The organism is Mycobacterium sp. E2327, from assembly GCF_001672675.1.
In the GTDB taxonomy this organism is placed as follows: Bacteria; Actinomycetota; Actinomycetes; order Mycobacteriales; family Mycobacteriaceae; genus Mycobacterium.
On sequence record NZ_LZKE01000107.1, the window covers coordinates 27,965 to 54,588 of the forward strand.

Below are 26,624 nucleotides of genomic sequence, written 5' to 3' on the forward strand. Positions count from 1 at the left end.
TCGCTAGCGCGGCCCCACCGCCGAGTACTAGCGGCTGGGCCCGCCGCGGAATCGGTTGCCGATCCGCAGCCCGGGCAGCAGCAACGTGCGCGGCACGAACCGGCCGCCGGTACTGACGACCTTGGGCACGATGCCCGGCACCACGCTGCGCTTGCCGGCCAGCATCCCGCCGATCGCCGCCTCGGCGACGTCGTGGGGCGAGACCTGCGCCACCGGGATGCTGAACCGCTCGGCGTTGGCGATCTCGGCCCACTCCGTGGGCACCGGGCCCGGACACAGGACGGTCACCGACACCCCCGTCCCATGCAGCTCCTCGTGAATGGCTTCGGAAAACGTCTGCACGAACGCCTTGGTGGCCGAGTACACCGCCATGTACGGCAACGGCTGGAACCCGGCGATCGAGGCGATGTTCATCACGGCGCCCGCGCCGCGCTCCACCATGCCCGGCAGCGCGGCGTGGGTGAGCTCCATCAGGGCGAGCGCGTTGAGGGTCACCTCTTCGCTTTCGCGCTCGAGCGGCAATTCGTGGAAGATCCCGCTGGTGCCGAAACCGGCGCTGTTGCACAGGCCGGCGATCGGCTCGGTGCGGAGCCGGTCCGACAGCTTTGCGCGACCCTTGGCGTCGCTGAGGTCCAGCGGCAGGACCTCGACGGCCACGGAGTACTCCTGGCCCACCTCGTTGGCGAGGTCGTCGAGGCGGTCGCGGCGCCGCGCGACCAGCAACAGCGGAAAGCCGCGGCGGGCCAGGCCGCGGGCCAGTTCGGCGCCGATACCGGAGGAGGCGCCGGTGATGACGACGGTGGTGTCGGTGTCGGGTTTCGGAAGACTCATGGTTTCACCAATGTATCCCTCGGGTCGCGCGGACAAACGTCTCGCTCCGCTTGTCGAAAGGCTCTGCGTCACTGGATGATTCGCCGCCCTTGGCCGCGTCTGAATCTTTGAACATGGCGAACGCGCGGTTGCGGACGCGGTCCATCACCGCGGGGTTGACGGCGTCGGCGACGGCAGCGAACTGGCCGAACGGCGAGCTCGCGCGGCGGGGGCGGTGCACGATCGCGTCCGTGATCACGCCGGCGGCCTGGTCGGGCGTCAGCGCCGGGAACTTGTCGTACATCGTGGTCGGGCTGATCATCGGCGTGCGCACCAGCGCCATGTGCACGGTGGTGAACTTGACGTCGTCGTTGACCACTTCGGCCTGCAGCGCGTCGCACAGGCTGTCGAGGGCGGCCTTGCTGGCGATGTAGGCGCCGAAGCGCGGCGCGCGGGTCTGCACGCCGACCGAGGAAACGTTGATGATCTGGCCGAAGCCGCGCTCCCGCATGCCCGGGATGAACTTGAGGATGAGCTGGACCGCGCCGAGGTAGTTCAGTTGCATGGTCCGCTGGTAGTCGTGGATGCGGTCGTACGACAGCTCCAGCGATCGCCGGATCGAGCGCCCCGCGTTGTTGATGAGGATGTCAACGCCGCCGAGGTCGTCGAGCACCTGATCGGCCATCGTGGCGATGGCTTCCATGTCGGTCAGGTCGCACGGGTAGATGTGGGCGGTGCCGCCCTCGCCCTCGATCTCCGAGGCGACCTTCTCGAGGTTCTCCCGGGTTCGCGCCACCAGCACCACCACGCCGCCGGCCTCCGCGATCTTCTTGGCGGCGGCTGCGCCGATACCCGACGACCCTCCCGTGATGAGGACGGTGCAGCCTTCCACGGCGTCGCGCAGCGTACGGCCCTGCACCGCGTCCAGCAGGTTCCGTAAGTAGAACGGTCGATATCGCCCGGCCGAGTTGGGGGTGTTGATGATGTTGGAGACCGCCGCAAACGGCTTTTCCACCATGTGGGTCAAGTCGCCAAGCAAATTCATCGGCTGTCGCTCCTGAGGGGCAATGTGACGTGGGTCATAAAACCAACCTAGGGCATCGGCCGGCCGGCAGCGGCGGATTGCCGCCATCCGAACTCCGGTCCGGCAGCTCACCCGGGCGGCCACACCACGGCCATCCGGGGGCAATCGGCTTGTTACACAGGGTAATCCGAGTGTGACCGCGGACTAACTGACGGGCAACGCCCAAATGTTCCAATCGGTGTTATGAAAATGCTGGCGCACTTCCGCAAACCGGAGCCGCACACCATCTACGACCGGATCGGCGGACACGAGGCCATCGAAGTGGTCGTCGAGGACTTCTACGTTCGCGTGCTCGCGGACAGCCAACTGGCGGGCTTTTTCACCGGCACCAACATGAACCGCCTCAAGGGCAAACAGGCCGAGTTCTTCGCGGCCGCGCTCGGCGGCCCCGAGCCGTACACCGGAGCGCCGATGAAACAAGTGCACCAGGGCCGCGGCATCACCATGCATCACTTCAACCTGGTGGCCGGGCACCTGGCCGACGCGCTCGCCGCCGCGGGGGTTCCCGCCGCGACGGTCACCGAAATCCTCAGCGCCATCGCGCCGCTGGCGCCCGAGATCGCGTCGCCGGAAACCACCAAAGTCTAGGCGCGGCGCTCCCCCGCGACCTCGGCGAGCCTTCGACGCAGATACCGAATAACGCCGGCGTCGGCGGTGAGATCGATGGCCCTGCGGTAGGCCTCTGCCGCCGCCGCGGGCTTTCCCGCCTCGGCCAGCAAATGCGCACGCGCCGTCCAGGCCGGCTGGAAGCGCGCCATCGCCGGGTCGGTGATTCCCTTGAGCGCGACCAACCCGGCCTCCGGTCCGTCGAGCCGGGCGTCGACGACCGCCAGGGAAACCGCCGCACCCAAAGACGGCGCGACCTGCAGCAGCGCCCGATGCAGTTTGCGCAGCGCCGACCAATCTGTTCGCCCGCCGTGCGCCCGCGCGCAGTGCGTCGACTGGATGGCCGCCTCGTATTGGTACCGCCCGGGGCGGCCGAGTGCGTGGGCCCGACGCAGCAGTGCTTCGCCGCGCGCGATCATCGGCGAATCCCACAGCCGGGTGTCCTGGTCGTCCAGCGACACGAACTCGCCGCCCTTGGTGCGCCGCGCCGGCCGGCGCGACTCGGACAGGCAGATCAGCGCCGCTAGCCCGAGCGCCTCGGGCTCCTCGGGCAACAGGTCGGCCAGCACCAGCGCCAGATGCAGAGCCTCGGCGGCCAACGACTCGATCGGCGGACCCTGCGGCTCCAGCTGCCAATCGATCGCCCACGCACCGTAGACGGCCTCAAGCACGGCCGGCAGCCGCTCGTCGAAGTCCTCCGGGACCGCGAACGGGATGCGCGCGTCGCGAATCCTGCGTTTGGCGCGGACCAGCCGCTGGGCCAGCGTCGCCGGTGGCAACGAGAACGCCCGCGCGATCGCCGCCGAGTCGATGCCCAACACCGTCTGCAGCATCAACGCGGTTCGGCAATTGGCGGCGATCGCGGGATGCGCACAGACCAGCATCAGCTCCAGGCGACGTTCGGGGATCGCCTCCGGGCTCGGGAAATCGCCACCGATATCCCATGTTTCGGGCAGAGGGCCGGTCTTCCGGTGGGCGTGCGACTTCCACCGGTCGCGCTGCCGATTGCGGGCGACAGTAAGGACCCAGGCTTCGGGGTTCTCCGGTATCCCCTCGTCCGGCCAACGGGCGAGCGCGCGCTCCAGCGCGTCACCAATGGCATCTTCGGCCGTGGCGATGTCGGCACTCGGCGCGGCCAGCACCGCAAGCAATCGGCCGTAGGATTCCCGGACCAGCTCGGCCACCCGGGCCTGCGCCTCATTCAGGGCTGTACCATCCCTTCCCGCTCGCGTAAGTGACTGCGACAGGTCGGATTTCAATCGACCCCCACCCAGCGGCCGGGCACCGCTTGGCCCACGACAGGGCGGCGTCCAGGTCCGGAACATCGATGATGAAGATCCCGCCGAGGCGTTCCTTGGTGTCGGCGAACGGCCCGTCCTGAATCCTTGGTTCGCCGTCGCGCGCCGTGTAAGTGGTCGACGCGACGGCCGATTGCAGGACCTGGGTGCCGATCAGCACGCCGGCCGCGTCTAGGTCGTCGGCGTACTTGGCGAACGCCGCCCGCGCGGGCGCCATGTCTTCGTCGGTCAGCCCGAGCTCGCCGCCCTCCTGGTAGTGCATGAGCAGGCAGTACTGCATGATGACGCCCCTTTCTTCTCAATGGTTTCACCGCTATGACGATTGAGGCCACGTCCGATCGACACCACAATGCAATGCATGCCCCGCACATTCGAAGATCTGGTGGCCGAAGCCGACTCGGTCAACGTTGACGGCTGGGACTTCTCCTGGCTCGACGGCCGCGCGACCGAGGAACGACCGTCCTGGGGCTTCCAGCGGCTGTTGAGCGGCCGCTTGGCGACGGTGTCGGCCGCGCTGGACATCCACACCGGAGGAGGCGAGGTGTTGGCCGGGGCGGGGCCGTTCCCGCCTACCATGGCGGCGATCGAGACCTGGCCGCCCAACGCGGCCCTGGCGACCAAGCGCCTGCATCCGCTCGGCGTGGTGCTCGTGGCGATGCGCGACGAGCCTCCGTTGCCGTTCGCCGACGAGGCGTTCGACCTGGTGACCACCCGCCACCCGATCTCGGTGTGGTGGAAGGAGATCCTTCGGGTGCTCCGGCCGGGCGGCACGTACTTCGCGCAGCACATCGGTCCCGCCACCATGGGCGAGCTGGTCGAGTACTTCATCGGACCGCAGCCCGAGAAATGGGCCGAATTTCACCCGGACGCCGTGCGCGCGCAGGCGCAGGCCGCGGGGCTGGAGGTCGTCGACGTGCGCATGGAGCGGCTGCGCGCCGAGTTCTTCGACATCGGCGCCGTCGTCTACTTCCTGCGCAAGGTGGTGTGGACGGTGCCGGACTTCACCGTCGAGCGCTATCGGGACCGGCTGCGGGAACTGCACGAGCGGATCGAGGCCGACGGGCGGTTCGTCGCGCACCCCACGCGGGTGCTCGTCGAGGCGCGCAAGCCCGGCTGAACCCGGTGATCCGTCCGATATCGCCGAGCCTGTAAATCTGCAGAAGAAGTGCGAGAGACGGCCTGCAAAATTACAGGGTCGACGAACTGATCAGCCCTCGTCGCGCAGCACGTCCAGCGCGTGCTGCAGATCCGGCGGGTAGGGGCTGACGATTTCGATTCGCCGGCCGTCGGCCGGGTGGGCAAAGGCAAGCGAACGCGCGTGCAACCATTGCCGTTCCAGCCCAAGCCTTTTCGCGAGTTTCGGGTCGGCGCCATAGACGAGGTCGCCGCAGCAGGGGTGGTGCAGCGCGGAGAAGTGCACCCGGATCTGATGCGTACGTCCGGTTTCCAGGTGCACATCGAGCAGGCTGGCGGCGACGTGGGCTTCCAGCGTGTCGTAGTGGGTGAGGCTGTGCCGGCCGTCCTTGGTGACCGCGAATTTCCATTCGCCGCCGCGGTGCCGCCCGATCGGCGCGTCGATCGTCCCGCTGGACGGGTCCGGGTGGCCCTGCACCAGCGCGTGGTAGCGCTTGTCGACGGTGCGCTGCTTGAACGCCCGCTTGAGCACCGTGTAGGCGCGCTCGGAGAGCGCCACCACCATCACCCCGGAGGTCCCGACGTCGAGACGATGCACGATGCCCTGGCGCTCCGGCACGCCGGATGTGGTGATCCGGTAACCGGCGGCAGCCAGGCCGCCGAGCACCGTGGGTCCGGTCCACCCGACCGACGCGTGCGCGGCCACCGCCGCGGGTTTGTCGACCGCGACGATGTCGTCGTCGGAATACAGGATGGTCATGCCCTCGATGTCGACGGGCGTGTTCTCCGGCGGCGCCGGCGCGTCGGGCAGCCGCACGTGTAGCCAGGCGCCGCTCGTCAGGCGGTCGGACTTGCCGGCCTGCACACCGTCCAATTCCACGCCGCCGTCCTCGGCCAGCGCCGCGGCCGCGGTTCGTGACAGCCCCAACAGCCGCGACAGCCCGGCGTCAACACGCATGCCCGCCAATCCCTCCGGGACGGGCATCGAACGTTCGGTCATCAGTGCTGATCGGCCTTGCGGCGGGCCACGGCATCCCCGTTGGGCTTGCGGCGGCCCACGGCATCGAAGTCGTAGCCGAAGACCGACAGCACCACCAACAGGATGGCCCCGCCGACCACGGAGGGGTCGGCGACGTTGAACACCGGCCACCAGCCGACCGACAGGAAATCCACGACATGGCCGCGCAGCGGCCCGGGCGACCGGAAGAACCGGTCGACCAGGTTGCCCATCGCGCCGCCGAGGATCATGCCGAGCCCGACCGCCCACCACGGCGACACCAGCCGCCGCCCCATCCAGAAGATGCCGACCACCACACCCGTCGCGATCAGCGTCAGCACCCAGGTGTATCCGGTGGCCATCGAGAACGCGGCGCCCGAATTGCGCACCAACGTCCACGTAACGGTGTCACCGATGATCGACACCGGCTGGCCGGGCGGCAGCAGTTTGACGGCCAGCACCTTGGTCACGATGTCCAGGCTCAGCACCACCGCCGCGACCGACAGCAGCAGGCGCAGCCGCCTCGGCGGCCTGGCGGGTGCGGGTTCGGGTTCGGCCACCTCCGGGGCCGGTCCTGCTGGTTCGTCGGACACGTCACCCATCATCCCCTAACCCGCACATGCGCGATGATGCCACCGTGACTTCCTCGAAGGCCCGGCTCACCGTCATCGCCACCGGCGGCACGATATCGACCGGCAAGGGGGCCGACGGGGTGCGGCGACCGGCGTACAGCGGGGCGGATCTCGCTGCTCCCGTCAGCAAAGGCCTCGACGTCGACGTCGTCGACCTGATGGCCCTTGACAGCTCCGAGCTGACGCCCGCCGATTGGGACCGCATCCGCGGCGCCGTGCGGGCCGCGATCGACGGCGGCGCCGACGGCGTAGTCGTCACCCATGGCACCGACACGATGGAAGAGAGTGCGCTCTGGCTGGATCTCACCCACGCGGGGAACGTCCCGGTGGTGCTCACCGGCGCCATGCGCAGCGCCGACGCCCCCGACGCCGACGGCCCCGCCAATCTGCGCGACGCGCTGGCGGTCGCGGCCAGCCCGGCCGCCCGCGACCTGGGGGTGCTGGTGTGTTTTGCCGGCCGGGTGCTGCAACCGCTGGGCATGCACAAGGTGGCCACCGAGGACCTCAGCGGGTTCACCGGCGAACTGGTCGGCAGGGTGGACACCGGCGGCGTGACCCTGACCGGGCCCAAGACGCGCCCGTATGTGGGCGATCTCGACGCCGCCAGCGCTCCCCGGGTCGACATCGTGGCGGCGTACCTCGGGAGCGACTCGGTGGCGCTGGACGCCTGCGTGGCCGCCGGTGCGCGGGGCGTGGTGCTCGAGGCGCTGGGTTCGGGCAACGCGGGAGCGGCGGTCGTCGACGCGGTGCGCCGGCACTGCCGCGACGGAGTGAACATCGCGGTGTCCACCCGGGTCCCGGGCGGGCGGGTCGGCGCGAGTTACGGTCCCGGCCACGACATGGCCACCGCGGGCGCGGTGATGGTGCCGCGGCTGCGGCCGCCGCAGGCGCGGGTGCTGATGATGGCAGCGCTGGCCGCGGGGCTACCCGTCGCCGACGTCATCGACCGTTGGGGTTAGCAGCGCGTCGGCCTGCAGCGCGCCGAGATAATCCGGCCAGTCCAGCGAGTCGACCGGGTTGGCGCCGGCGAGGTCGGCGGTGTCAGCGGGAAAGGTGCGCGCCTGCCCCGGGCCCGAACCGCGGGTCTCGAAGCGCACAGTCACCACGCCATGGCCGGCGCCCTGCACCCAGCCGTGACCGAATTCGCGGTGCGCCACATCGTCGCCGATCCGCCATGGCGACGCCTCCTCGGTCGCCGGTGCGAACATGGCCTCGGCCGCGGTCTCGATGTGCTGCTGGTCGGAAGTCTCCCCCGACAATTCGAGGTCGGGGAACAGCGATTCCTGGCGGACGTCGCTCAATCCCGAAAACCCCACGCCGAGAAGGCGAATCGGCCCGATTTCGCGCGGGTCGAGCAGCAGCCGGCGGGCCACCGCGGTAAGGGCGCCGGCCTCGGTGGTCGCGTAGGGCAACGTCGCCGAGCGGGTCAGCGTGCTCATGTCGGACTTCTTCAGCTTCACCGTGACGGTGCGGGCGCCGCGGCCGTCGCGCAGCAGGCGCTGGTGGGCGTGCTCGGCGATGGGGTCGATCGCGTCGCGCAGCTGCTCGAGGCTGGTCAGGTCCGCGGCGAAGGTGGACTCGGCGCTGATCTGCTTGGCCACCGCGCGCTCGGCGACGGGGCGGTCGTCGATGCCGCGGGCGAGGCGGTGCAGCGCGGGCCCGACCGTCGCGCCCAGGATGTTGGCCACCTCGGCGTCGGTCAGCGCGGCCAGCTGCCCGATGGTCTCGATGCCCAGCCGGTTCAGCTTCTCCTCGGCGACCGGGCCGATGCCCCATAGCCGCCGCACCGGCAACCCGCCCAGCAGCGCCTGCTCCTCCGCGCGCCCGACCACCCGCACGCCATCGGGTTTGGCCAGTCCGGACGCGATCTTGGCGATCTGCTTGCCCGAGCCCGCACCGACCGACGCGACCAGGCCGGTCTCGTCGCGAATGCGCCGCCGCAACTCCTCGCAGAACGCCTTGACGTCCTCGGCCGCCGCCCCGGCGAGCTGCGTCGGCTCCCCGAAACCCTCGTCGACGGACAGCTGCTCGACGACAGGTATCAACCGGCGCACGGTGTCGAAGACCCGGCGGCTGGCCACCCCGTACACCACGCCGCGCGGCGGCAGCACCACGGCGGTCACGCCGATCAGTCGGCGGGCCTGATGCATAGGCATGGCCGACCGCGCGCCGAACACGCGCGCCTCGTAGCTGGCCCCGGCCACGACGCCCCGCCCGCCCAGGCCGCCGACCAGCACCGGCCGCCCCCGCAGGGTCGGTCGGGTGAGTTGTTCGACGGAGGCGAAAAACGCGTCCATGTCCAGGTGCAGCACCCACCGGGACTCCACAACTGCAAATGCTATTGGGATAACGTCTTTGGGTATGGCAATGAACCTCGCGCACCGACGGATTTGCAGCTCGGATCGCTGGGCGAAGCAGGTGGAAGACGACCTGCTGCCGTGGGCGCTGGCCGGTGTGGAGCTGGGCGACAACACGCTCGAGATCGGACCCGGTTACGGCGCGATCCTGCGGGTGCTGGTCGACAAGACGCCGAGACTGACCTCGGTGGAGATCGACACCCCGATGGCGCAGCGATTGCAGCAGCTCTACGGCGATCGGGCCCGCATCATCAACGCCGACGGCACGGATACCGGGTTGCCGGACAACGAGTTCAGCTCGGTGGTGTCGTTCACGATGCTGCATCACGTCCCGACCGCGGACCTGCAGGACCGGCTGTTCGCCGAGGCGTTCCGAGTGCTCCGGCCCGGCGGCGTCTTCGCCGGCAGCGACAGTGTGACGTCGCTGCGGTTCCGCCTCCTGCACTTCCGCGACACGTGCAACACGGTCTCTCCGGAAACCTTGCCGGATCGCTTGCGGGCGGCGGGTTTTCGCGATGTGGAGGTCGAGGTCCGCGGCGGCAGGCAGCGTTGGCGGGCGGTCAAGGGCGCCTGATGGTTGACGCGGCGCCATCACGATGGGCGCGGTTACGCCGCCAATGGGACGAGCGGCTGGAACCCGGTGAGCAGGCCACCGTTCTGGCCTGGTCGTCGTTCACGCTCACGTTCGCCGGACTGCGCGGACTCACCCACTGGATCCGTGCCGGCCACGGACCGTCGGGTGGCGGTATGAACTTGGGCGGCAAGCACTTTCACCACTACAACATCGGTATCGCGATGCTGGCGACGGTGGCCGGCGTGGGTCTGCGCGGGACCGAAAGGCAGCGACGACACCCCGCGGCGGCGGTCGCCTATGGTGCCGCGAACGCGATGATCGTCGACGAGCTGGCCCTGCTGCTGGACCTCAAGGACGTTTACTGGGCGAGGGAGGGCCGCGAGAGCGTGGACGTCGCGGTCGGGGTCATCGCCACCGGCGCGACCGTCGTGGCCGGCATGCCGTTCTGGCCGCACGCCCACCGCGCGCTCCGAGCCCGCTAGCGATTCGCGGCAAGCGAAAGGGCGAGACCGGCTCCCCTCCGGCCTCGCCCTACGCCCACCGTCACTTCTTGCCCGGGATCACCTGCGGGTGGAGCGGCTGTTGCTGGACCGGCTGTTGCTGGACCGGCTGCGGGTGAATCGGTTGCTGCTGGATCGGATGCTGCTGGCAGGCCAGGCATTCGATCGGTCCGTGGCCGCCACCTTGCTGCTTGCCACCACCTTGCTGCTGACCGCCACCTTGCTGCTGACCACCGCCCTGCTGCTGGCCGCCCCCTTGCTGCTGACCACCGCCCTGCTGCTGACCGCCGCCCTGCTGTTGGCCGCCACCTTGCTGCTGACCGCCGTCATGGTCCGACGGCACCGGAACGGGTATGGGCACGGGCACCACGACCGGCGGGATGTTCACCGTCACGTTCGGCGGTGGCGGCGGGGTGCCCGGGTCGACCGGCGCGTCCGGCGGGGTGCCCGGGTCGGCGGGCGGCGCCGCGACGACCGGCGCGGGGGCGTTCCACACCGGCGCGCCGCCACCGCTGACCGGGCCGCTCGGCAATTGCGCGGCGTCGGGCGGCGTGGCGAGGGCTGGCGGGGCCGGCGCCACGGGCGGCGGCGCGACCGCGGCGGCGGACTGGGGCGAAATCGGACTCACATTTGAGTTCGGCACGACGACGGCCGGCTTCTCTTGCTTCGAGCCCGTCCCGTTGATGAGCATCATGCCCAGCCCGCCGACCACTCCGAGCCCGGCGATCACGGCCGCGGCGATCAGGACGGTCGTGGCCCGCGAGCGCGGCTGCTCGGTCACCGTAGTGGGCGGGAAGTCCTCGAAGTTTGCGGGTTCCGACAGGGATCCGTCTTCGATCGAGGGGTCACCCAACGGGCTCGACGCCCACGCCTCGGCGACCGTGAGGTCCTCGTGCGGGATGGCGGCGAAGGTAGCGGACTGGAAGTCTTCGATGGTGCTCATGGTGCGTTCCTTAACTGTGGTTGCGGCCCCCGTTGGGCCGCCGTCACAGGTAGGAGCAGCTAGCCCCGCCACACCGGACAGTTTTTTCGGAACTTTTTTCAGAAGTTTTTTGCGCCCGCGTCGGCTCAGGCTTTCGTGATGCTCACCCGCACGCCGTCGCCGATCTCCGAGCCATCGGCGGGCTCGCCGAACTCGAAGCTGGTGGCGAGGATCTCCCCCGCGATCAGGTCGCGGTGCGTCTGCGCCCAGTCGGCCCGCTCGCCGGGCACCGACATCACCACGCTGATGCGGTCGGACACGTCCAGCCCGGTCGACTTGCGCAGTTCCTGCAGCTCCCGGATCCGGTCCTTCGCCCAGCCCTCCGCCTCCAGTTCCGGGGTCACCGTGCCGTCGAGAACCACCAGACCGGACCCGTCGGGAAGCGCCGCGGTGTAATCGGGATCGGCGGCCACCAGTCGGGAGCTGTACTCGTCGGGCTGCAGCACCGCGGGACCCGCCGTCAGGGTGCCGTCGGGGTTGACGACGCCCTCGCCGGCCTTGACGGCCTTGATCGCCGCCTGCACATCCTTGCCCAGCCGCGGCCCGGCCACCCGCGCGTTGACGGTGAGCTCGAACCGGCCGTACGTGTCGATCGCGTCGGTCAGTTCGACCCGCTTGACGTTGAGCTCGTCGGCGATCAGGTCGACGAACGGCTCGAGCCGCTGCGGATTCTCAACGGCCACGGTCAGTTTCGGCAACGGCAGACGCACCCGCAGCTTCTTCGCCTTGCGCAACGACGACGCCGCTGAGCAGACTTCCCGGACCTGATCCATGGCGGCGACCAGGCCGGCATCCGCGGGCAGCGCGTCCGCGTCCGGCCAATCGGTCAAATGCACCGAGCGCTCGAACGTCAGACCGCGCCAGATGATCTCCGTCACCGACGGCAACAGCGGGGCGGCCAGGCGGGCGGTCACCTCCAGCACGGTGTGCAACGTGTCGATGGCGTCGGCGTCTTCCTCCCAGAACCGCGAACGCGACCGTCGCACATACCAATTCGTCAGCGCCTCGGTGAACTGGCGCAGCTGTTCGCAGGCCCCCGAGATGTCGCAGACATCCATCGACTCGGTGAGGTCGTCGCGCAGCTCCGCCAGCTTGGCCAGGATGTAGCGATCCAGCACGTTGGCCGAATCCGTGCGCCAGTTGCCGACTTTCGGCGCGTAAAGGGCCAAGAAGCTGTAGGCGTTCCACATCGGCAGCAGCACCTGACGGACGCCTTCGCGGATGCCCTGTTCGGTGACGATCAGGTTGCCCCCGCGCAGGATCGGCGAGGCCATCAGGAACCACCGCATCGCGTCGGAGCCGTCGCGATCGAACACCTCCGAGACGTCGGGGTAGTTGCGCAGCGACTTGCTCATCTTCTGGCCGTCGGAGCCGAGCACGATGCCGTGCGCGACACATGTTTTGAACGCCGGACGGTCGAACAGCGCGGTGGCCAGGACGTGCAGGGTGTAGAACCAGCCGCGTGTCTGGCCGATGTACTCGACGATGAAGTCGCCCGGGTAGTGCCCGTCGAACCAGTCGCGGTTTTCGAACGGGTAATGCACCTGCGCATACGGCATCGAGCCCGAATCGAACCACACGTCGAGCACGTCGGGGATGCGCCGCATCGTGCTGCGCCCCGTGGAATCGTCGGGGTTGGGCCGAGTCAGCTCGTCGATGTAGGGCCGGTGCAAGTTGGTGGGACGCACCCCGAAGTCGCGTTCCAGCTCGTCGAGGCTGCCGTACACGTCGACCCGCGGGTAGGCCGGATCATCGGACTTCCACACCGGAATCGGCGTGCCCCAGTAGCGGTTTCGCGAGATCGACCAGTCCCGCGCGCCCTGCAGCCACTTTCCGAACTGCCCGTCCTTGACGTGTTCGGGGTACCAGGTGATCTGCTGGTTGAGTTCGACCATGCGGTCGCGGAATTCGGTGACCGCGACGAACCACGACGACACCGCCCGGTAGATCAGCGGATTGCGGCACCGCCAGCAGTGCGGGTAGGGGTGCTCGTAGGTCTCGTGGCGGACCAGCACGGCGCCGTTGGCCGCCGCCGGACCGCTGCCGTTCTTCAGGTCGCGGATGATGTGCGGATTCGCGTCAAAAACGCGCTGCCCCTGGTAATCCGGGACGCTTGCGTCGAACCGGCCCTTCGAATCGACCGGGGTGACGGGCACGATGCCGGCCGCATCACAGGTCGCCATGTCGTCCTCGCCGTAGGCCGGCGCCATGTGCACGATGCCGGTGCCGTCCTCGGTGGTCACGAAGTCTCCGGGCAGCACCCGGAATGCGTGGGGGGTGTCCATGAAATACGGGAACGGCGGAACGTAGCGCAGACCCAGCAGGTCCGCGCCCCGATAGGTACCCAGCACGTCCGGCTCTTCACCCAACTCGCGCGCGTACGCGGCCAGCCGCGCCTCCGCCAGCACGAAGCGGCGGCCGTCCGCCTCGACCGCCACATAGGTCACCTCGGGGTTCACGGCCACCGCGAGGTTCGACGGCAGCGTCCACGGTGTCGTCGTCCACACCAACAGATAGGCACCGTCGAGCTCACCCCCGGTTACCTTGAAACCGACGGTCAGGGCCGGGTCCTGGCGGCTCTGGTAGACGTCGTCGTCCATCCGCAATTCGTGGTTGGACAGCGGGGTTTCGTCGCGCCAGCAGTACGGCAGCACCCGATAGCCCTCATACGCCAGGCCCTTGTCCCACAGCTGTTTGAACGCCCAGATCACCGACTCCATGTAGCTGGGATCCAGCGTCTTGTAGTCGTTGTCGAAGTCGACCCAGCGGGCCTGGCGCGTCACGTAGGCCTGCCACTCGTCGGTGTAGCGCAGCACCGATTCGCGGCAGGCATCGTTGAACGCGGCGATTCCCATGTCGTCGATCTGGGACTTGTCGTTGATGCCTAGCTGGCGTTCGACTTCCAGTTCGGCGGGCAGCCCGTGCGTGTCCCAGCCGAACCGGCGCTCCACTTTGTAGCCGCGCATGGTGCGATACCGCGGCACGATGTCCTTGACATACCCGGTGAGCAGGTGACCGTAGTGGGGCAGCCCGTTGGCGAACGGCGGCCCGTCGTAGAACACGTACTCCGGGGCGCCGTCGCGGCGGGCGATGCTGGCGCGGAAGGTGTCGTCGCGCGCCCAGTAGTCGAGAACCTCGACTTCGAGCGCCGGAAAATCGGGCGCACCGCCGGCCAGCTTCGGGTACGCCTTGACGTCAGCGTTCTCGGTCACGATCTGTGTCGTCTCCTGTGGCCATCATGCTCAGGCCGGGGACGACGACGCGCAAGGTGCGCGAGCGCCGCGGTACCACCCCGCTTGCCGCGCTCTCACGCGACCGCTCGATGAGGGCTGTGACGGGCCTACCCGTTCGGTTCTACTGAGCCTGCCGGCCGTTCTTCCGAAGGCTCCCCGGTGATCGCCGGATCGATGCCAGTGTCTCGATTCTACTCAAACCCTGCACTCCAAGGGGTTACCTGGTCTCAGGGAAGACCTGCGACCGGGTAGCCCCTTGGAGGCGTTGTGCCGATGGTGGCGACCCACTGCGCCCGGCTCCGCCGCGCTTGTGATCGCCACTTAGGCCCGGACATCGAGCACGCCAACGCGCCACAGCGCGGCGTACACGTGACGCACGCCGATGGCCAAGAAGTGGGCGGCGCCGTCCACCAGCGGGTCGCTGATGACGATGGTCGTGCCCTCACGACGCGTGGCCTTCTTGGGCGCGGGGGCCGGGGTCGTGTCGCGCACCACGGTCAGCTTGCGGGCGGGCGCGACGGTTACGACTTCGTCGTGCAGAACTGCGGTCATGATCGTCTCCTGACGGAACTCAAACGAACGTTGACTGGACTGACGTGTCCCATCCCGTTGTGGTTCCGATCCGAGAACGCTTGGCGGGTAAGCCGATTAGCGTTGGCGACTCAACCGAGAACGTCGCGCTTCAGGTCGGATCGGGACGGAACACAGCCCGGACTTCGATCCGGACTATCGCTGGAACTCATACGTCCCTCACCTCCTCGACGTCACGACGCGTGCGGTTGCCCGCGCGATCCACGCGCACCAAAAGGAGTACAGAAACCGGCGAACCGCCGGAGAACCGCACCCCTCTCGTCAGAGCTTTGGCACTACACGACGTGTCCGATTCCTCGGAAGCCACCTGGGCTCAACCCTTAAGCCGGGAGGAGCTGTCCTGACCCGGGGCGTCTTTCGACGTTCGGGGTCAGTGGCCTGTATTCGTGTAGACGCCTCACCTAACGAGGTGCATACGCGACCGATCATGCATGACCGCCACGACACGGTCAATGTGATCTCGTCCGTGTGCCCGAATCTTTATGCAGTCATTACGCGGGCACACAGGATTTAACAAGCTGCACCGCCGCGCGGGCGTAGCCCGTCGAGCACCAGCGCCACCACAAAATCGGCCACCTGAGCAGCGGTGACGTCGTCGTCGGTGCTCAGCCGCCGTTGCGCCAGCTGGCCCACCAGCGCGGCAAGGGTGTACGCCACCATGCGCGGCGGGGCGGTGACCACCTCGCCGCGCTCCTGGGCGGCGACGATGAAGCTTTCGATGTCGTCGATGAACCGCTCGTAGATCCCGCCGAGATGTTTTTCGAAGCGCTCGCCCAGCGCGCAAGGATCCCGCAACAACAGCTTGACCGTCGCCTTGTCGGACTCGAAGAACTCCAGCGTCGCCCGCACCGCGACCCGAAGCGACTCCTCCTGCCCGGCGTTCCCGCCCGGCGCCCCCAACGCCGCAGCGACATGGGCGCGCAGCGCGCCCTCCTCGGCCGCCATCAACGCGTGGAAGAGCTCGTCCTTGGAGTCGAAGTACCAATAGACCGAGCCGTAGGCCAGACCGGCCCGCTTCGCGATGTCGGCAATCGTCGTCGCATGAAAACCCTTGCGCGCGAACACTTCTTTGGCGGCCGACATGATCTGCTCGCGCCGCTGCGACTTGTCCTCGTCGCTGACCGCGCGGCGCCGGCGGGTTGCGCTGGTCACGGACCGACCAGGCCATCGAGCCGGCCGATGGTGTCGATGAACTCCTCCACCATGTCGAGCACCACCGAGCGGACCGGGCGGACCCGGTCGAGCGAACCGACCACCTGGCCGACGAAGTACGTCGCCAGCTCACGCGCCTTGGAGTCCGGATTGGTCGCGGCCTGGTTGATGCGCACCTGAGAGCCGGTGACCAGCGCGGTCTGCAGCGGCATGCCGAGCGGATCGGGGGTGTCGGGCCGCTCCCACTCGTCGGTCCAGGCCGTGCGTAGCATCCGCGCCGGCTTCCCGGTCATCGACCGGGAGCGCACCGTGTCCGAGGAGCTCGCCGCCAAGAACTTCTCCGTGACCACGGGGACCGTCTCGGCCTCTTCGGTGGTCAGCCACACCGAGCCGCACCACACCCCTTCGGCCCCCAGCGCCAGGGCGGCGGCGACCTGGCGGCCCCGCGCGATCCCGCCGGCCGCGAGAACCGGGACCGGCGACACGGCGTCCACCACCTCGGGGACCAGCACCATGGTCGCGACCTCGCCGGTGTGGCCGCCCGCCTCGGTGCCCTGCGCGACGATCAGGTCCACGCCCGCGGCAGCGTGCCGCCGCGCGTGTTGCGTGGTGCCCGCGAGCGCGGCCACCACGACGCCCCGGTCATGGGCACGCTGGACGAGGTCGGCGGGCGGCGGCCCGAGCGCGCTGGCGATCAGGCGGATGTCGTGCTCGAACGCCACGTCGAGCAGCGGCTCGTAGCCCTTGGGCGAGATGTTCAGGCCCCCGGCCGACGCCCTCGGCTCCTCGGCGGGGACCACGACGCCGTAACGGGACAGGATGTCCTCGACGAACGCGCGGTGCTCCTCGGGCAGCAGCTCGCGCGCCTGTTTGGCGTCGATCCCGCCCTGCTCGGCACCGACGTACTTGGGCGGCAACAGCAGGTCGACGCCGTAGGGCTTGCCGCCCGTCTGCTCCTCGATCCAGGTGAGCTCGGTGCGCAGGCGCTGCGGACTGTGCGCGACGGCGCCGAGGATCCCGAACCCGCCGGCGTTGGTTACCGCGGCCACCACGTCGCGACAGTGGCTGAAGGCGCAGATCGGAAACTCAACGCCGAGCATCTCGGCGACCCTGGTTCGCATCGCCCGACGCTAAGAGTTACTGACTGATAAGTCAATCGGTTAGGGCGACCGGCCGTCCGGCGGCCAGCTGGCCACGCCCTCTTCCAAGGGGACCTGGAGGCTGCGCAGGATCGACGAAACCATTCGCCACGCCCCGATGGCGGTGGTCAGCTCGATGAGAACCGTTGTATCGCCGTGCAATTCGCGCTCGCAGGCGGCCCAGCTCTCGGCGCTCACCGCGCCGTCGCGCACCACGTCGTCGGTGGCCGCCAGCACCGCGCGCTCGGCCGGCCCGAAGCCCTCATACCCGCGCCAATCGCGCACGCCGACGAGGTCGTCGGCGCTCACGCCCAACCCCGACGCGACCCGCCAGTGCTGCGTCCACTCGTAATCGCACGCGGTGAGCCAGCCGATCCGCATGATGACCAGCTCGCGCAGCCGCGGGTCCAGGGCGCCGTGCCAGAGCATTGTGGCCAGCAAGTCGTTGATGCCGCGCGCCAGCGGCGGATGGTTGAGCAGAACCTGGAAGATGCTGAGCTCCGCCATGTAGTCGGGTACCGCGGCCTCGTCGGCGGCGGCTTTGGCCACGTCAAGCGGCAGTCGGGGGACCCGAGCTTGCCCAATAGGTGGGGTCATGGTGTGAGCACTCCGTCCACTGGTGGACACCTCGCGTTCACCGGCAATGGTAGCCAGCGGCAGCAGCCGTCGGAGGCGAACAATCATGAACGAAAAGCCCGGAGCCCCAACGCCGCAACGCGGAACCGGGCGGTGAAAACCGCGGTTCCGGCGCGAGCTGCGCCGGGGCCGCGCGCGCGAATGCCGTTGACGCCCACGTGGATACCCCGACGCCGACGGCTTCGGGCCGGCTCGCCGCGCGGGCCCGGCCCGTCCCTCGCCAGCGAATGAATTCAAAGCCGCGGGCTGCCGTGATCGGACCGTGATCGGTCCCCCTGGACGGCGCCCACGCCCTCCTCCAGCCGCCACGGTTCGGTCCCGAACCGGACACGCCAATCACGACAAAGTATGAATCTCGCCACAATTCAGTTGGGACTTAACTTGCAATCTTAAAGATTTCAGCGATTTCCCTGCGGAGTTTCGCAATAGCCCCTAGCATGGCGTGATTACGCATCCTCGATGCAGGTCATCGGTGCGCCCAATTTGGTCTCCGTCTCGACCCACGCGGGTCGGGCTGCCTCAGCCCGCCCTCGGCGCCTCGCGCTGACAACGCCCCTGGTCATGCCCGTTCGGGCTGGTAAACGCCGGACACCTTGGCGGACAGCGCCTCTGGGGGCGACGGCGGTACGCCGTTATGGCCAAATACCGTCCCAAAAGTATGCGTCTGGGCCTTCGACCAAGCCCGACGTAGACCGGCCCTGGCCAGGGCATTGTTAAATTTTTGTACGTTCGCACGATTTTTCCACGCGTGAGAAGCGAAGCCGCTACGCTGCTGATCGCGCCATGTTCTTACGGGTGGGCTTCGATCCGGGGGTCGGTGGGTTTTTTGCGCGTTGCGGCGGAGTTGCCAGCTCGCACAAAAAAATTCGACGAGATTTCTCGAAGCCCAGATAAGAGCGAGCAGCAGTGATAGGAACTTGTGGATAGGCAAGGAGAGGTGAAGGACAGTGGATAAGGCAGGCGTGACTCCGGTTGCCGTCATCGGGATGGCATGCCGGCTGCCAGGGGGTATCAACTCACCTGACCTCTTTTGGGAAGCGTTGCTCCGTGGCGACGACCTTGTCAAGGAAATTCCCGCCGAACGCTGGGACGTCGACTACTACTACGACCCCGAGCCGGGCGTCCCGGGCCGGTCGGTCTGCAAGTGGGGCTCGTTCCTGGACAACGTCGGTGACTTCGACCCCGAGTTCTTCGGCATCACCGAAAAAGAAGCCACCGCGATGGACCCCCAGCACCGGTTGCTCATGGAAACCGCGTGGGAGGCCATGGAACATGCCGGCCTCACCAAGGACACCATGGCCGAGGAAACGGGCGTTTTCGTCGGATTGAACTACGGCGACTACCAATTCGTCCACGCCGCCACCGACGCCTTTGACGGTCCCTACGGAAACCCGGGCACCATCTCCTGCATGGCCTCCGGGCGCATCGCCTACGCGCTCGGCCTGCACGGTCCCGCCGTCACCATCGACACCGCGTGCTCTTCCGGCCTGTTCGCCATCCACCAGGCCTGCCGCAGCCTCAACGACGGAGAGAGCAACCTCGCGTTCGCCGGTGGCGTGAACGTGATGATGGAGCCGCGCAGGTCCGCTTCCGCTTCGGCGGGGGGCATGCTGTCGGGCACCGGGCACTGCTTCGCGTTCGACGTCAAGGCCGACGGCTTCGTCTCCGGCGAGGGCTGCGTGGTGCTGCTGCTCAAGCGCCTGACCGACGCGCAGCGCGACGGCGACCGGATCCTCGGTGTGATCCGTGCCACGGCCGCCAACCAGGACGGCCACACCATGAACATCGCGATGCCGTCCGGCGAGGCGCAGGCGGCGGTCTACCGCACCGCGCTCGCGGCGGCCGGCGTCGACGCCAGCACCGTCGGCATGGTCGAGGCGCACGGCACGGGCACCCCGGTCGGCGACCCGATCGAATACGGCAGCCTGGCCGAGGTATACGGCATCGGCAACCCCTGCGTGCTCGGCGCCTCGAAGACGAACTTCGGGCACACCCAGGCGGCCGCGGGCGCGCTGGGGATGATGAAGGCGGTTCTCTCCGTCCAGCACGGCGTGGTTCCCAAGAACCTGCACTTCGAAAGCCTGCCCGACGAAATGGCCCGGATCGACACCGGATTGTTTGTGCCGCAAGAGAATACGCCGTGGCCGCTGAATGGCGATCAACCGCGGCGCGCGGCGGTTTCGGCGTACGGGATCTCCGGCACCAACGTGCACGCCATCGTCGAGGAAGCCCCAGAACCGTTGTCGCGCAACGGCGCCGCGACCCGGGCCGGCCGCGACGGCACGCTGCTGTTCCCGCTGTCGGCCACCTCGGACGACAGCCTGCGCGAAACCGCGGCACGGCTCGCGGACTGGGTCGAGGCCCACGCCACCGAGCTGGCGGCGCCGGACCTGGCCTACACGCTGGCCCGCAAGCGGGGGCACCGCTCCGTGCGCACCACCGTGCTGGCCAGCGACACCGCGGAGCTGCTGACGGCCCTGCGGGACGTCGCCAACGGTGACGCCCTGTTCCAGGAAGTCGTCGGCCAGGAGGAACGCGGCCCGGTCTGGGTGTTCTCCGGGCAGGGGTCGCAGTGGGCCACCATGGGCACCGACCTGCTCGCGAACGAGCCCGCCTTCGCGGCGGCCATCGCCGAGATCGAGCCGCTGATCGCCCACGAGTCCGGGTTCTCCGTGACCGAAGCGCTGACCGCGCCCGAGAAGGTCACGGGCATCGACCGGGTGCAGCCGACGATCTTCGCCATGCAGGTCGCGCTGGCGGCCACGATGAAGTCCTACGGGGTCCGGCCCGGCGCGGTGATCGGCCACTCGATGGGCGAGTCCGCGGCGGCCGTCGTCGCCGGGGCGCTGTCGCTCGAGGACGGGGTGCGGGTCATCTGCCGCCGCTCGCGACTGATGACCAAGATCGCCGGCTCGGGCGCCATGGCGTCCGTGGAACTGCCTGCCCAGCAAGTGCTTTCGGAGCTGATGGCGCGCGGCGTCAACGACGCCGTGGTGGCGGTGGTGGCCTCCCCGCAGTCCACCGTCATCGGCGGCGCGACCGAGACGGTCCGCGAACTGGTGGCGGTGTGGGAGCAGCGTGAGGTGATGGCCCGCGAGGTGGCCGTCGACGTGGCGTCGCACTCGCCGCAGGTCGACCCCATCCTCGACGAGCTCTACGACGTGCTGGCCGAGATCGAACCGTTGACCCCGGAGGTCCCCTACTACTCGGCCACCTCGTTCGACCCGCGCGAGGAGCCCTACTGCGACGCCAACTACTGGGTCGACAACCTGCGTCACACGGTCCGTTTCTCGGCCGCGGTGCAGGCGGCGCTGGAAGACGGCTACCGCGTCTTCGGCGAGCTGTCGCCCCACCCGCTGCTGACCCACGCGGTCGACCAGACCGCCCGCAGCCTCGACATGACGGTGGCCGCGCTCGCCGCGATGCGGCGCGAGCAGCCGCTGCCCCACGGCCTGCGCGGCTTGCTGGGTGACCTGTACGCCACCGGCGCCACGGTCGACTTCTCCGTGCTGTACCCGGGCGGCCACCTGGTGGACGCGCCGCTGCCCGCGTGGACGCACCGGTCGCTGCTGTTGAGCCGCGAGGGCCACAGCTCGCGCGCGCTGGCCTCCAGCGTCGCGGTGCACCCGCTGATGGGACAGCACGTCCGCCTGCCCGAGGAGCCGGAACGCCACGTCTGGCAGGCCGACATCGGCACGGCGACGCTGCCCTGGCTGGCCGACCACCAGGTCCACGGCACGGCCACGCTGCCGGGTGCGGCCTACTGCGAGATGGCGCTGGCCGCCGCGCGCACCGTCTTCGGCGAGGCATCCGAGGTTCGCGACGTCCGCTTCGAGCAGATGCTGATGCTCGACGAGGAAACCCACATCAGCCTCACCGCCACGGCTGAGACGCCCGGCGCGCTCACCTTCGTGGTGGAAACCAACGAGGACGGCGTGCAGGCCCGCCGCGCCTCCGCGGTCCTGCACGACGTCGACGACGAAGACCAGCCGGCCGCGCAGGACATCGACGAGCTGCTCGACGCCCACCCGAGCCGCCTGGAGGGCGCCGACCTCCGCGACGCCATGGACCTGTGCGGCATCCAGTACGGTCCCGCCTTCACCGGCCTGGCAGGCGCGCACACCGCCGACGGAACCGGCACCACGGTGCTGGCCGAGATCGGGCTGCCCAGCGTGATCCGGACCCAGCAGACGAATTACGGGGTCCACCCGGCGCTGCTCGACGCCTGCTTCCAGTCGGTCGCCGCGCACCCCAGCGTCGCGAACGCCAGCCTGGGTGGCCTGCTGTTGCCGCTCGGTGTTCGCCGGCTTCGGGTCCACGGGCCCGTCAGCACCGCCCGCTACTGCTACTCGCGGGTGACCTCGGCGAGCGGCGGAGCGGTCGAGGCCGACCTCGACGTGCTGGACAAGCACGGCACCGTGCTGCTGACCGTGCGCGGGCTGCAGATGGGCACCGGAATCTCGCCGAGCGGCGAGCGGGCCAAGGTGATGGCGGAGCGCCTGCTGACGGTGGAATGGCAGCAACGCCAGCTGCCCGAGGCCGCCGCCGCCGAGACCGGCGCCTGGCTGCTGATCAGCACCTCCGACGCCGCCGACCTGGTGGCCGCGGCGTTCACCGATGCGATGAAGCTGCACGACGCGGAATGCAAGACCCTGTCCTGGCCGCACCAGGCCGACCACCAGGCCATGGCCGCACGGCTGCGCGACGAGGTCGAGAAGGGCGAGTTCGCCGGCGTGGTCGTGGTGACGGAGCCGAAGAACGGCAACCCGGACGACGAAAGCGCCGTGCGTGGCGGTGATTTGGTGCACCACGTGGTGCGCATCGCCCGCGAGCTCCCGGAACTGCAGGGCGAGTCGCCCCGGTTGTTCGTCGTCACCCGGAACGCCCAAAAGGTGCTGTCGGAGGACGTTCCCAACCTCGACCAGGGCGGCCTGCGCGGCCTGCTGCGGGTGATCGGTGCCGAGCACCCGCACCTGCACACCACCCACATCGACGTCGACGAGCAGACCGGCGCCGAGCAGGTGGTGCGCCAGCTGCTGATGACGGGCCCCGGCGAGGACGAGACGGCCTGGCGCAACGACGAGTGGTACAGCGCGCGCCTGTGCCCCACCCCGCTGCGTCCCGAAGAGCGGCTGTCCACCGTCGTCGACCACGAGACCGACGGCATGCGGATGCAGATCCGCACACCGGGCGACCTGCAGACGATGGAGTTCGCCGCGTTCGACCGGGTTCCGCCGGGACCGGGGCAGATCGAGGTGGCGGTCACCGCCTCGAGCATCAACTTCGCCGACGTGCTGAACGCGTTCGGCCGCTACCAGAGCCTGGACAACATCCTGCCCCAGCTGGGCACGGACTTCGCGGGCGTGGTCACGGCCGTCGGACCCGACGTCACCAACCACAAGGTCGGCGACCACGTCGGCGGCATGTCCCCCAACGGCTGCTGGGCCACGTTCGTCACGTGTGACGCGCGCCTGGCCACCACGCTGCCCGAGGGGCTGAGCGACGCGCAGGCGGCCGCGGTGACCACCGCGCACGCCACCGCCTGGTACGGGCTGAACGAACTGGCCCGGATCAAGGCCGGCGACAAGGTGCTGATCCACTCGGGCACCGGCGGCGTCGGGCAGGCGGCAATCGCCATCGCCCGCGCGGCGGGCGCGGAGATCTTCGCCACGGCCGGTAGCAAGCAGCGCCGACAGCTGTTGCGCGACATGGGAATTGACCACGTCTACGACTCGCGCACGGTCGAGTTCGCCGAGCAGATCCGGCGCGACACCGACGGCTACGGCGTGGACATCGTGCTCAACTCGGTGACCGGTGCCGCGCAACTGGCCGGGATCAAGCTGCTCGCCCTGGGCGGACGGTTCGTCGAGATCGGCAAGCGCGACATCTACGGCGACACCAAGCTGGGTCTCTTCCCGTTCCGCCGCAACCTGGCGTTCTGGGGCGTGGACCTGGGCCTGATGTCGGTCAGCCACCCCAGTCAGGTCAGCCAGGTGCTGAGCACCGTCTACCGGCTGACGGCCGAGGGCGTGCTGCCGATGCCCGAGAGCACGCACTACCCGCTCTCCGAGGCGGCCACCGCCATTCGCGTGATGAGCGCGGCCGAGCACACCGGCAAGCTCATCCTCGACATCCCGCGGGCCGGCCGCAGCAGCGTGGTGCTGCCGCCCGAGCAGGCACCTGTCTTCCGGCGCGACGGCTCGTACATCATCACCGGTGGTCTGGGCGGCCTAGGGCTGTTCCTGGCCGAGAAGATGGCCGCGTCCGGTGCGGGCCGAATCGTGCTCACCTCGCGTTCCGAGCCCTCGCAGAAGGCGCTTGAAACGATCGAGCTCGTCCGAGCGATAGGTTCTGACGTGATCGTGGAGTGCGGTGACATCGCCCAGGCCGACGTCGCACAGCGGCTGGTGGCCACGGCGACCGCCACCGGGCTGCCGTTGCGGGGCGTGCTGCACGCCGCCGCGGTAGTCGAGGACGCCACCCTGACCAACATCACCGATGAGCTGATCGACCGCGACTGGGCGCCAAAGGTGTACGGCGCGTGGAACCTGCACGAGGCCACCGCATCCGCGGACCTGGACTGGTTCTGCTCGTTCTCGTCGGCGGCGGCCCTGCTGGGCTCGCCGGGCCAGGGCGCCTATGCCGCGGCCAACAGCTGGCTGGACGCCTTCACCCACTGGCGGCGCGCGCAGGGCCTGCCGGCCACCGCGATCGCCTGGGGCGCCTGGGGCGAGATCGGCCGCGGCGCGGACTTCGCCGAAGGCAGTGGCGCCGCGATCGCTCCCGACGAGGGCGCCTACGCGTTCGAGGCGCTGCTGCGCCACGACCGCGCGTACACCGGCTACAGCCCGCTCATCGGGACGCCGTGGATCGCGTCCTTCGCGGAGCGCAGCAAGTTCCTCGAGATGTTCAAGTCGGCCGGCGAAAAGCGTTCGGGCTCAAGCAAACTGCGCGCCGAGCTGTCCGACCTGCCGCTCGACGAGTGGCCCACCCGGCTGCGGCGCCTGCTCTCCGAGCAGATCGGCCTGATCCTGCGCCGCAACATCGACGTGGACCACCCGCTTTCCGAGTACGGCCTCGACTCGCTGGGCAATCTCGAATTGCGCACGCACATCGAGGCGCAGACGGGGGTACGCATCACCTCGGCCGACATCACCACGGTGCGCGGCTTGGCGGATCACCTGTTTTCGAAGCTGGCCCCTAAGGAGGACGCTGCGGCACCCGCGTGAGATAGGTCCTACGTCAAAGTCGACTGCACTGCTTAGGCCGGTATTTAAGGAGGGAAACGTGTTCATAGGTGGAGGCTCTGAGCACGACAGCCTGCGAGTGGGCAACGCGTACGACTGGTACCCGGGTGCGGGTTCGGTCGTGACGTGGCAGCCCACGCCCGGCTGCATCGCGAAGGCTCGGCAGGCGCCGGTGAGCCCGGTGCCGCCCAGCTCCATGCAGGCGGGTCACCTTCGCGGGTTCGTCGAGTTCGGTGAGCGTGGGCTGGATTATTCGCGAGCGATCATGGGGTCCTGGGATGTGCCCGGGCGCTGCGACATCCGCGCGATGACCTACGTCATCAACGCCCACCTGCGCCGCCACGCGACGTACCACAGCTGGTTCGAGTACACCGACGACAAGAACATCGTCCGGCACACCCTGAAGAACCCGCGCGACATCAACTTCGTCGCGAAGGAATACGGCGTGATGACGGAGATCGAGTGGCGTGAACACGTGCTCGCCACGCCCGATCCGCTGCAGTGGGACTGCTTCCGGTTCGGCATCGTCCAACACGACGACCACTTCGCGCTGTATGCGGTCGTCGACCACCTGCACTGCGATCCGATGTTGCTCGCCGGGCTGTACGTCGAGATCTTGATGAACTACACCGCGCTCATCGAGGGCAAGGCGCCGGTCTCGCTGCCGCCGGCGGCCAGCTATGACGACTTCTGCATGCGGGAGCACAACATCGTGTCGGGGATGACGCTGGAGTCGCCGGAGGTGCGCAAGTGGATCGAGTTCGCCGAAGCCAACGGCGGGACCCTGCCCGACTTCCCGCTGCCGCTGGGCGACCAGTCGATTCCGTGCGGCGGCGACACCCATGTCGAGCGGTTGCTCGGCCCCGACCAAACGGCCCAGTTCGAGGCGCTGTGCCGGCAGGCGGGGGCCCGGTTCAGCGGTGGCCTGTTCGCCTGCGCCGCCCTGGCTCAATACGAATTGACCGGCGCGGAAACGTATTACGGGCTTACCCCCACCGACAAGCGGAAGAGCCCGGCGGACTTCATGACGGTGGGCTGGTTCACCGGCGTGGTGCCATTCACCGTTCCCGTCGACCCGAACTCGTTCGAGGAAACGGCCCGCGCCGCGCAGGCCTCCTTCGACGCGAATATGGATCTGGCGAACGTGCCGTTCGACCGCGTGCTGGAATTGGCGCCCTGGCTACGTAAGCACGGACCCCAGTTCACCATGATGAGCTACATGGACGCGGGCCTTCCTCCCCTGTCCGGCATCGTCGCCACTGCCCTGGACGGCGTGAACGCGACCGCGTTCACCGATGGCCGCAGCCCGGCGTACATGTACTCGACGGTATTCCGGCTGTTCGACGAGGTCTCGATCATGGTGTCCTACCCGAACAACCCGGTCGCCCGCGAATCCGTGATTCGCTACACGGAGGCCTTGAAGTCGGTGTTCGACCGGGTCGTCGCGGGCAAGCTGGCCGAGTTGCCGGTTCGCGTAGCCAGGTAAGCTGCGAAGCGCTTCGCCCGCGAGCGAAGTGGAAGGCTGAGCTCCGTCGATGAAGTTTGTCTTGGCGGCCCACGGTACCCGCGGCGACATCGAGCCCGGTGCCACGGTCGGCGTGGAACTCCGGCGCCGGGGCCACGATGTCCGAATGGCGGTGCCGCCCAACCTG

21 protein-coding genes and 1 riboswitch are annotated in these 26,624 nt (G+C 68.9%); of the genes, 8 read left to right on the top strand and 13 right to left on the bottom strand.

All coding sequences use genetic code 11. The annotated features are described in order from the left end of the window. Window positions 1-27: 27 nt before the first annotated feature. Together A5712_RS12445 and A5712_RS12450 are read right to left on the bottom strand one after the other, a co-directional pair. The gene (locus A5712_RS12445) at window positions 28-831 is read right to left on the bottom strand and encodes an SDR family oxidoreductase (protein ID WP_068104963.1); all 804 of its coding nucleotides are present in this window, start codon (window positions 829-831) and stop codon (window positions 28-30) included. Window positions 832-835: 4 nt separating this feature from the next. After that, window positions 836-1,855 carry an SDR family NAD(P)-dependent oxidoreductase gene (locus tag A5712_RS12450; protein WP_068104965.1) on the bottom strand — a complete coding sequence of 340 codons (1,020 nt, stop codon included), beginning with the start codon at window positions 1,853-1,855 and terminating at the stop codon, window positions 836-838. 222 nt (window positions 1,856-2,077) lie between these two features. Between A5712_RS12450 and A5712_RS12455 the strand changes: the two genes are divergently transcribed. Then, window positions 2,078-2,482 carry a group 1 truncated hemoglobin gene (locus A5712_RS12455; RefSeq protein ID WP_068104970.1) on the top strand — a complete coding sequence of 135 codons (405 nt, stop codon included), beginning with the start codon at window positions 2,078-2,080 and terminating at the stop codon, window positions 2,480-2,482. On the opposite strand, the gene A5712_RS12460 is transcribed toward A5712_RS12455, so the two are convergent. Continuing rightward, the gene (locus A5712_RS12460; RefSeq protein ID WP_231982113.1) at window positions 2,479-3,684 is read right to left on the bottom strand and encodes an RNA polymerase sigma factor; all 1,206 of its coding nucleotides are present in this window, start codon (window positions 3,682-3,684) and stop codon (window positions 2,479-2,481) included. The two genes, A5712_RS12455 and A5712_RS12460, sit on opposite strands and share 4 nt — an antisense overlap. Before the next feature lie 13 nt (window positions 3,685-3,697). Further along, window positions 3,698-4,078, bottom strand: a complete 381-nt coding sequence (locus tag A5712_RS12465; protein ID WP_068104973.1) for a YciI family protein — start codon at window positions 4,076-4,078, stop codon at window positions 3,698-3,700. A gap of 78 nt (window positions 4,079-4,156) precedes the next feature. Here A5712_RS12465 and A5712_RS12470 point away from each other — a divergent pair, with 78 nt between their 5' ends. Continuing rightward, window positions 4,157-4,915 (top strand): class I SAM-dependent methyltransferase, encoded by a 759-nt coding sequence (locus tag A5712_RS12470; RefSeq protein ID WP_068104975.1) that lies wholly within the window; start codon window positions 4,157-4,159, stop codon window positions 4,913-4,915. 90 nt (window positions 4,916-5,005) lie between these two features. On the opposite strand, the gene A5712_RS12475 is transcribed toward A5712_RS12470, so the two are convergent. Next, window positions 5,006-5,932 carry an RluA family pseudouridine synthase gene (locus tag A5712_RS12475; RefSeq protein ID WP_068104978.1) on the bottom strand — a complete coding sequence of 309 codons (927 nt, stop codon included), beginning with the start codon at window positions 5,930-5,932 and terminating at the stop codon, window positions 5,006-5,008. Then, window positions 5,932-6,522, bottom strand: a complete 591-nt coding sequence (gene lspA / locus A5712_RS12480) for a signal peptidase II (RefSeq protein ID WP_369830388.1) — start codon at window positions 6,520-6,522, stop codon at window positions 5,932-5,934. The genes A5712_RS12475 and lspA overlap by 1 nt, the downstream gene beginning before the upstream one ends. Window positions 6,523-6,548: 26 nt before the next feature. On the opposite strand from lspA, the gene A5712_RS12485 reads away from it, so the two are divergent. Next, a complete protein-coding gene (locus A5712_RS12485) occupies window positions 6,549-7,520 on the top strand; it encodes an asparaginase (protein ID WP_068104980.1) in 972 nt (323 codons plus the stop codon). Here the strand turns inward: A5712_RS12485 and A5712_RS12490 are convergent. Continuing rightward, window positions 7,485-8,873, bottom strand: coding sequence for a DNA polymerase IV (locus A5712_RS12490; RefSeq protein WP_197519374.1), 1,389 nt, complete (start codon window positions 8,871-8,873; stop codon window positions 7,485-7,487). The two genes, A5712_RS12485 and A5712_RS12490, sit on opposite strands and share 36 nt — an antisense overlap. Before the next feature lie 49 nt (window positions 8,874-8,922). On the opposite strand from A5712_RS12490, the gene A5712_RS12495 reads away from it, so the two are divergent. Continuing rightward, complete coding sequence (locus A5712_RS12495; RefSeq protein WP_068104983.1) at window positions 8,923-9,492, top strand: class I SAM-dependent methyltransferase; 570 nt, start codon at window positions 8,923-8,925, stop codon at window positions 9,490-9,492. Beyond that, window positions 9,492-9,974 (top strand): hypothetical protein, encoded by a 483-nt coding sequence (locus A5712_RS12500; RefSeq protein ID WP_068104985.1) that lies wholly within the window; start codon window positions 9,492-9,494, stop codon window positions 9,972-9,974. Before A5712_RS12495 ends, A5712_RS12500 begins: the two co-directional genes overlap by 1 nt. A gap of 61 nt (window positions 9,975-10,035) precedes the next feature. Here the strand turns inward: A5712_RS12500 and A5712_RS12505 are convergent, their stop codons facing one another. The 6 genes from A5712_RS12505 to A5712_RS12530 form a co-directional block, all read right to left on the bottom strand. Beyond that, entirely contained in the window at window positions 10,036-10,935 is a 900-nt protein-coding gene (locus A5712_RS12505) for a hypothetical protein (RefSeq protein WP_068104987.1), read from the bottom strand. A 125-nt stretch (window positions 10,936-11,060) separates the two neighbouring features. Further along, window positions 11,061-14,186, bottom strand: a complete 3,126-nt coding sequence (gene ileS, locus A5712_RS12510; RefSeq protein WP_068104988.1) for an isoleucine--tRNA ligase — start codon at window positions 14,184-14,186, stop codon at window positions 11,061-11,063. 342 nt (window positions 14,187-14,528) lie between these two features. Beyond that, complete coding sequence (locus A5712_RS12515) at window positions 14,529-14,759, bottom strand: Rv1535 family protein (protein ID WP_068104990.1); 231 nt, start codon at window positions 14,757-14,759, stop codon at window positions 14,529-14,531. 285 nt (window positions 14,760-15,044) lie between these two features. Then, window positions 15,045-15,214: riboswitch (M-box (ykoK) riboswitch) on the bottom strand. Between the two features lie 94 nt (window positions 15,215-15,308). Next, a complete protein-coding gene (locus tag A5712_RS12520; RefSeq protein ID WP_068104992.1) occupies window positions 15,309-15,950 on the bottom strand; it encodes a TetR/AcrR family transcriptional regulator in 642 nt (213 codons plus the stop codon). Continuing rightward, a complete protein-coding gene (locus A5712_RS12525; protein ID WP_068104995.1) occupies window positions 15,947-17,071 on the bottom strand; it encodes a nitronate monooxygenase family protein in 1,125 nt (374 codons plus the stop codon). The genes A5712_RS12520 and A5712_RS12525 overlap by 4 nt, the downstream gene beginning before the upstream one ends. A gap of 39 nt (window positions 17,072-17,110) precedes the next feature. After that, window positions 17,111-17,674, bottom strand: coding sequence for a carboxymuconolactone decarboxylase family protein (locus tag A5712_RS12530; protein ID WP_156766535.1), 564 nt, complete (start codon window positions 17,672-17,674; stop codon window positions 17,111-17,113). Between the two features lie 1,037 nt (window positions 17,675-18,711). On the opposite strand from A5712_RS12530, the gene pks2 reads away from it, so the two are divergent. The 3 genes from pks2 to A5712_RS12545 all read left to right on the top strand — a co-directional run. Continuing rightward, window positions 18,712-24,954: a type I polyketide synthase gene (pks2, locus tag A5712_RS12535; protein WP_231982114.1), complete on the top strand. Its 6,243-nt coding sequence runs from the start codon at window positions 18,712-18,714 to the stop codon at window positions 24,952-24,954. A gap of 58 nt (window positions 24,955-25,012) precedes the next feature. Beyond that, window positions 25,013-26,458 carry a condensation domain-containing protein gene (locus A5712_RS12540; RefSeq protein ID WP_082973410.1) on the top strand — a complete coding sequence of 482 codons (1,446 nt, stop codon included), beginning with the start codon at window positions 25,013-25,015 and terminating at the stop codon, window positions 26,456-26,458. A gap of 49 nt (window positions 26,459-26,507) precedes the next feature. Further along, the coding region (locus tag A5712_RS12545; protein WP_156766532.1) for a glycosyltransferase at window positions 26,508-26,624 on the top strand (117 nt) is incomplete at its 3' end.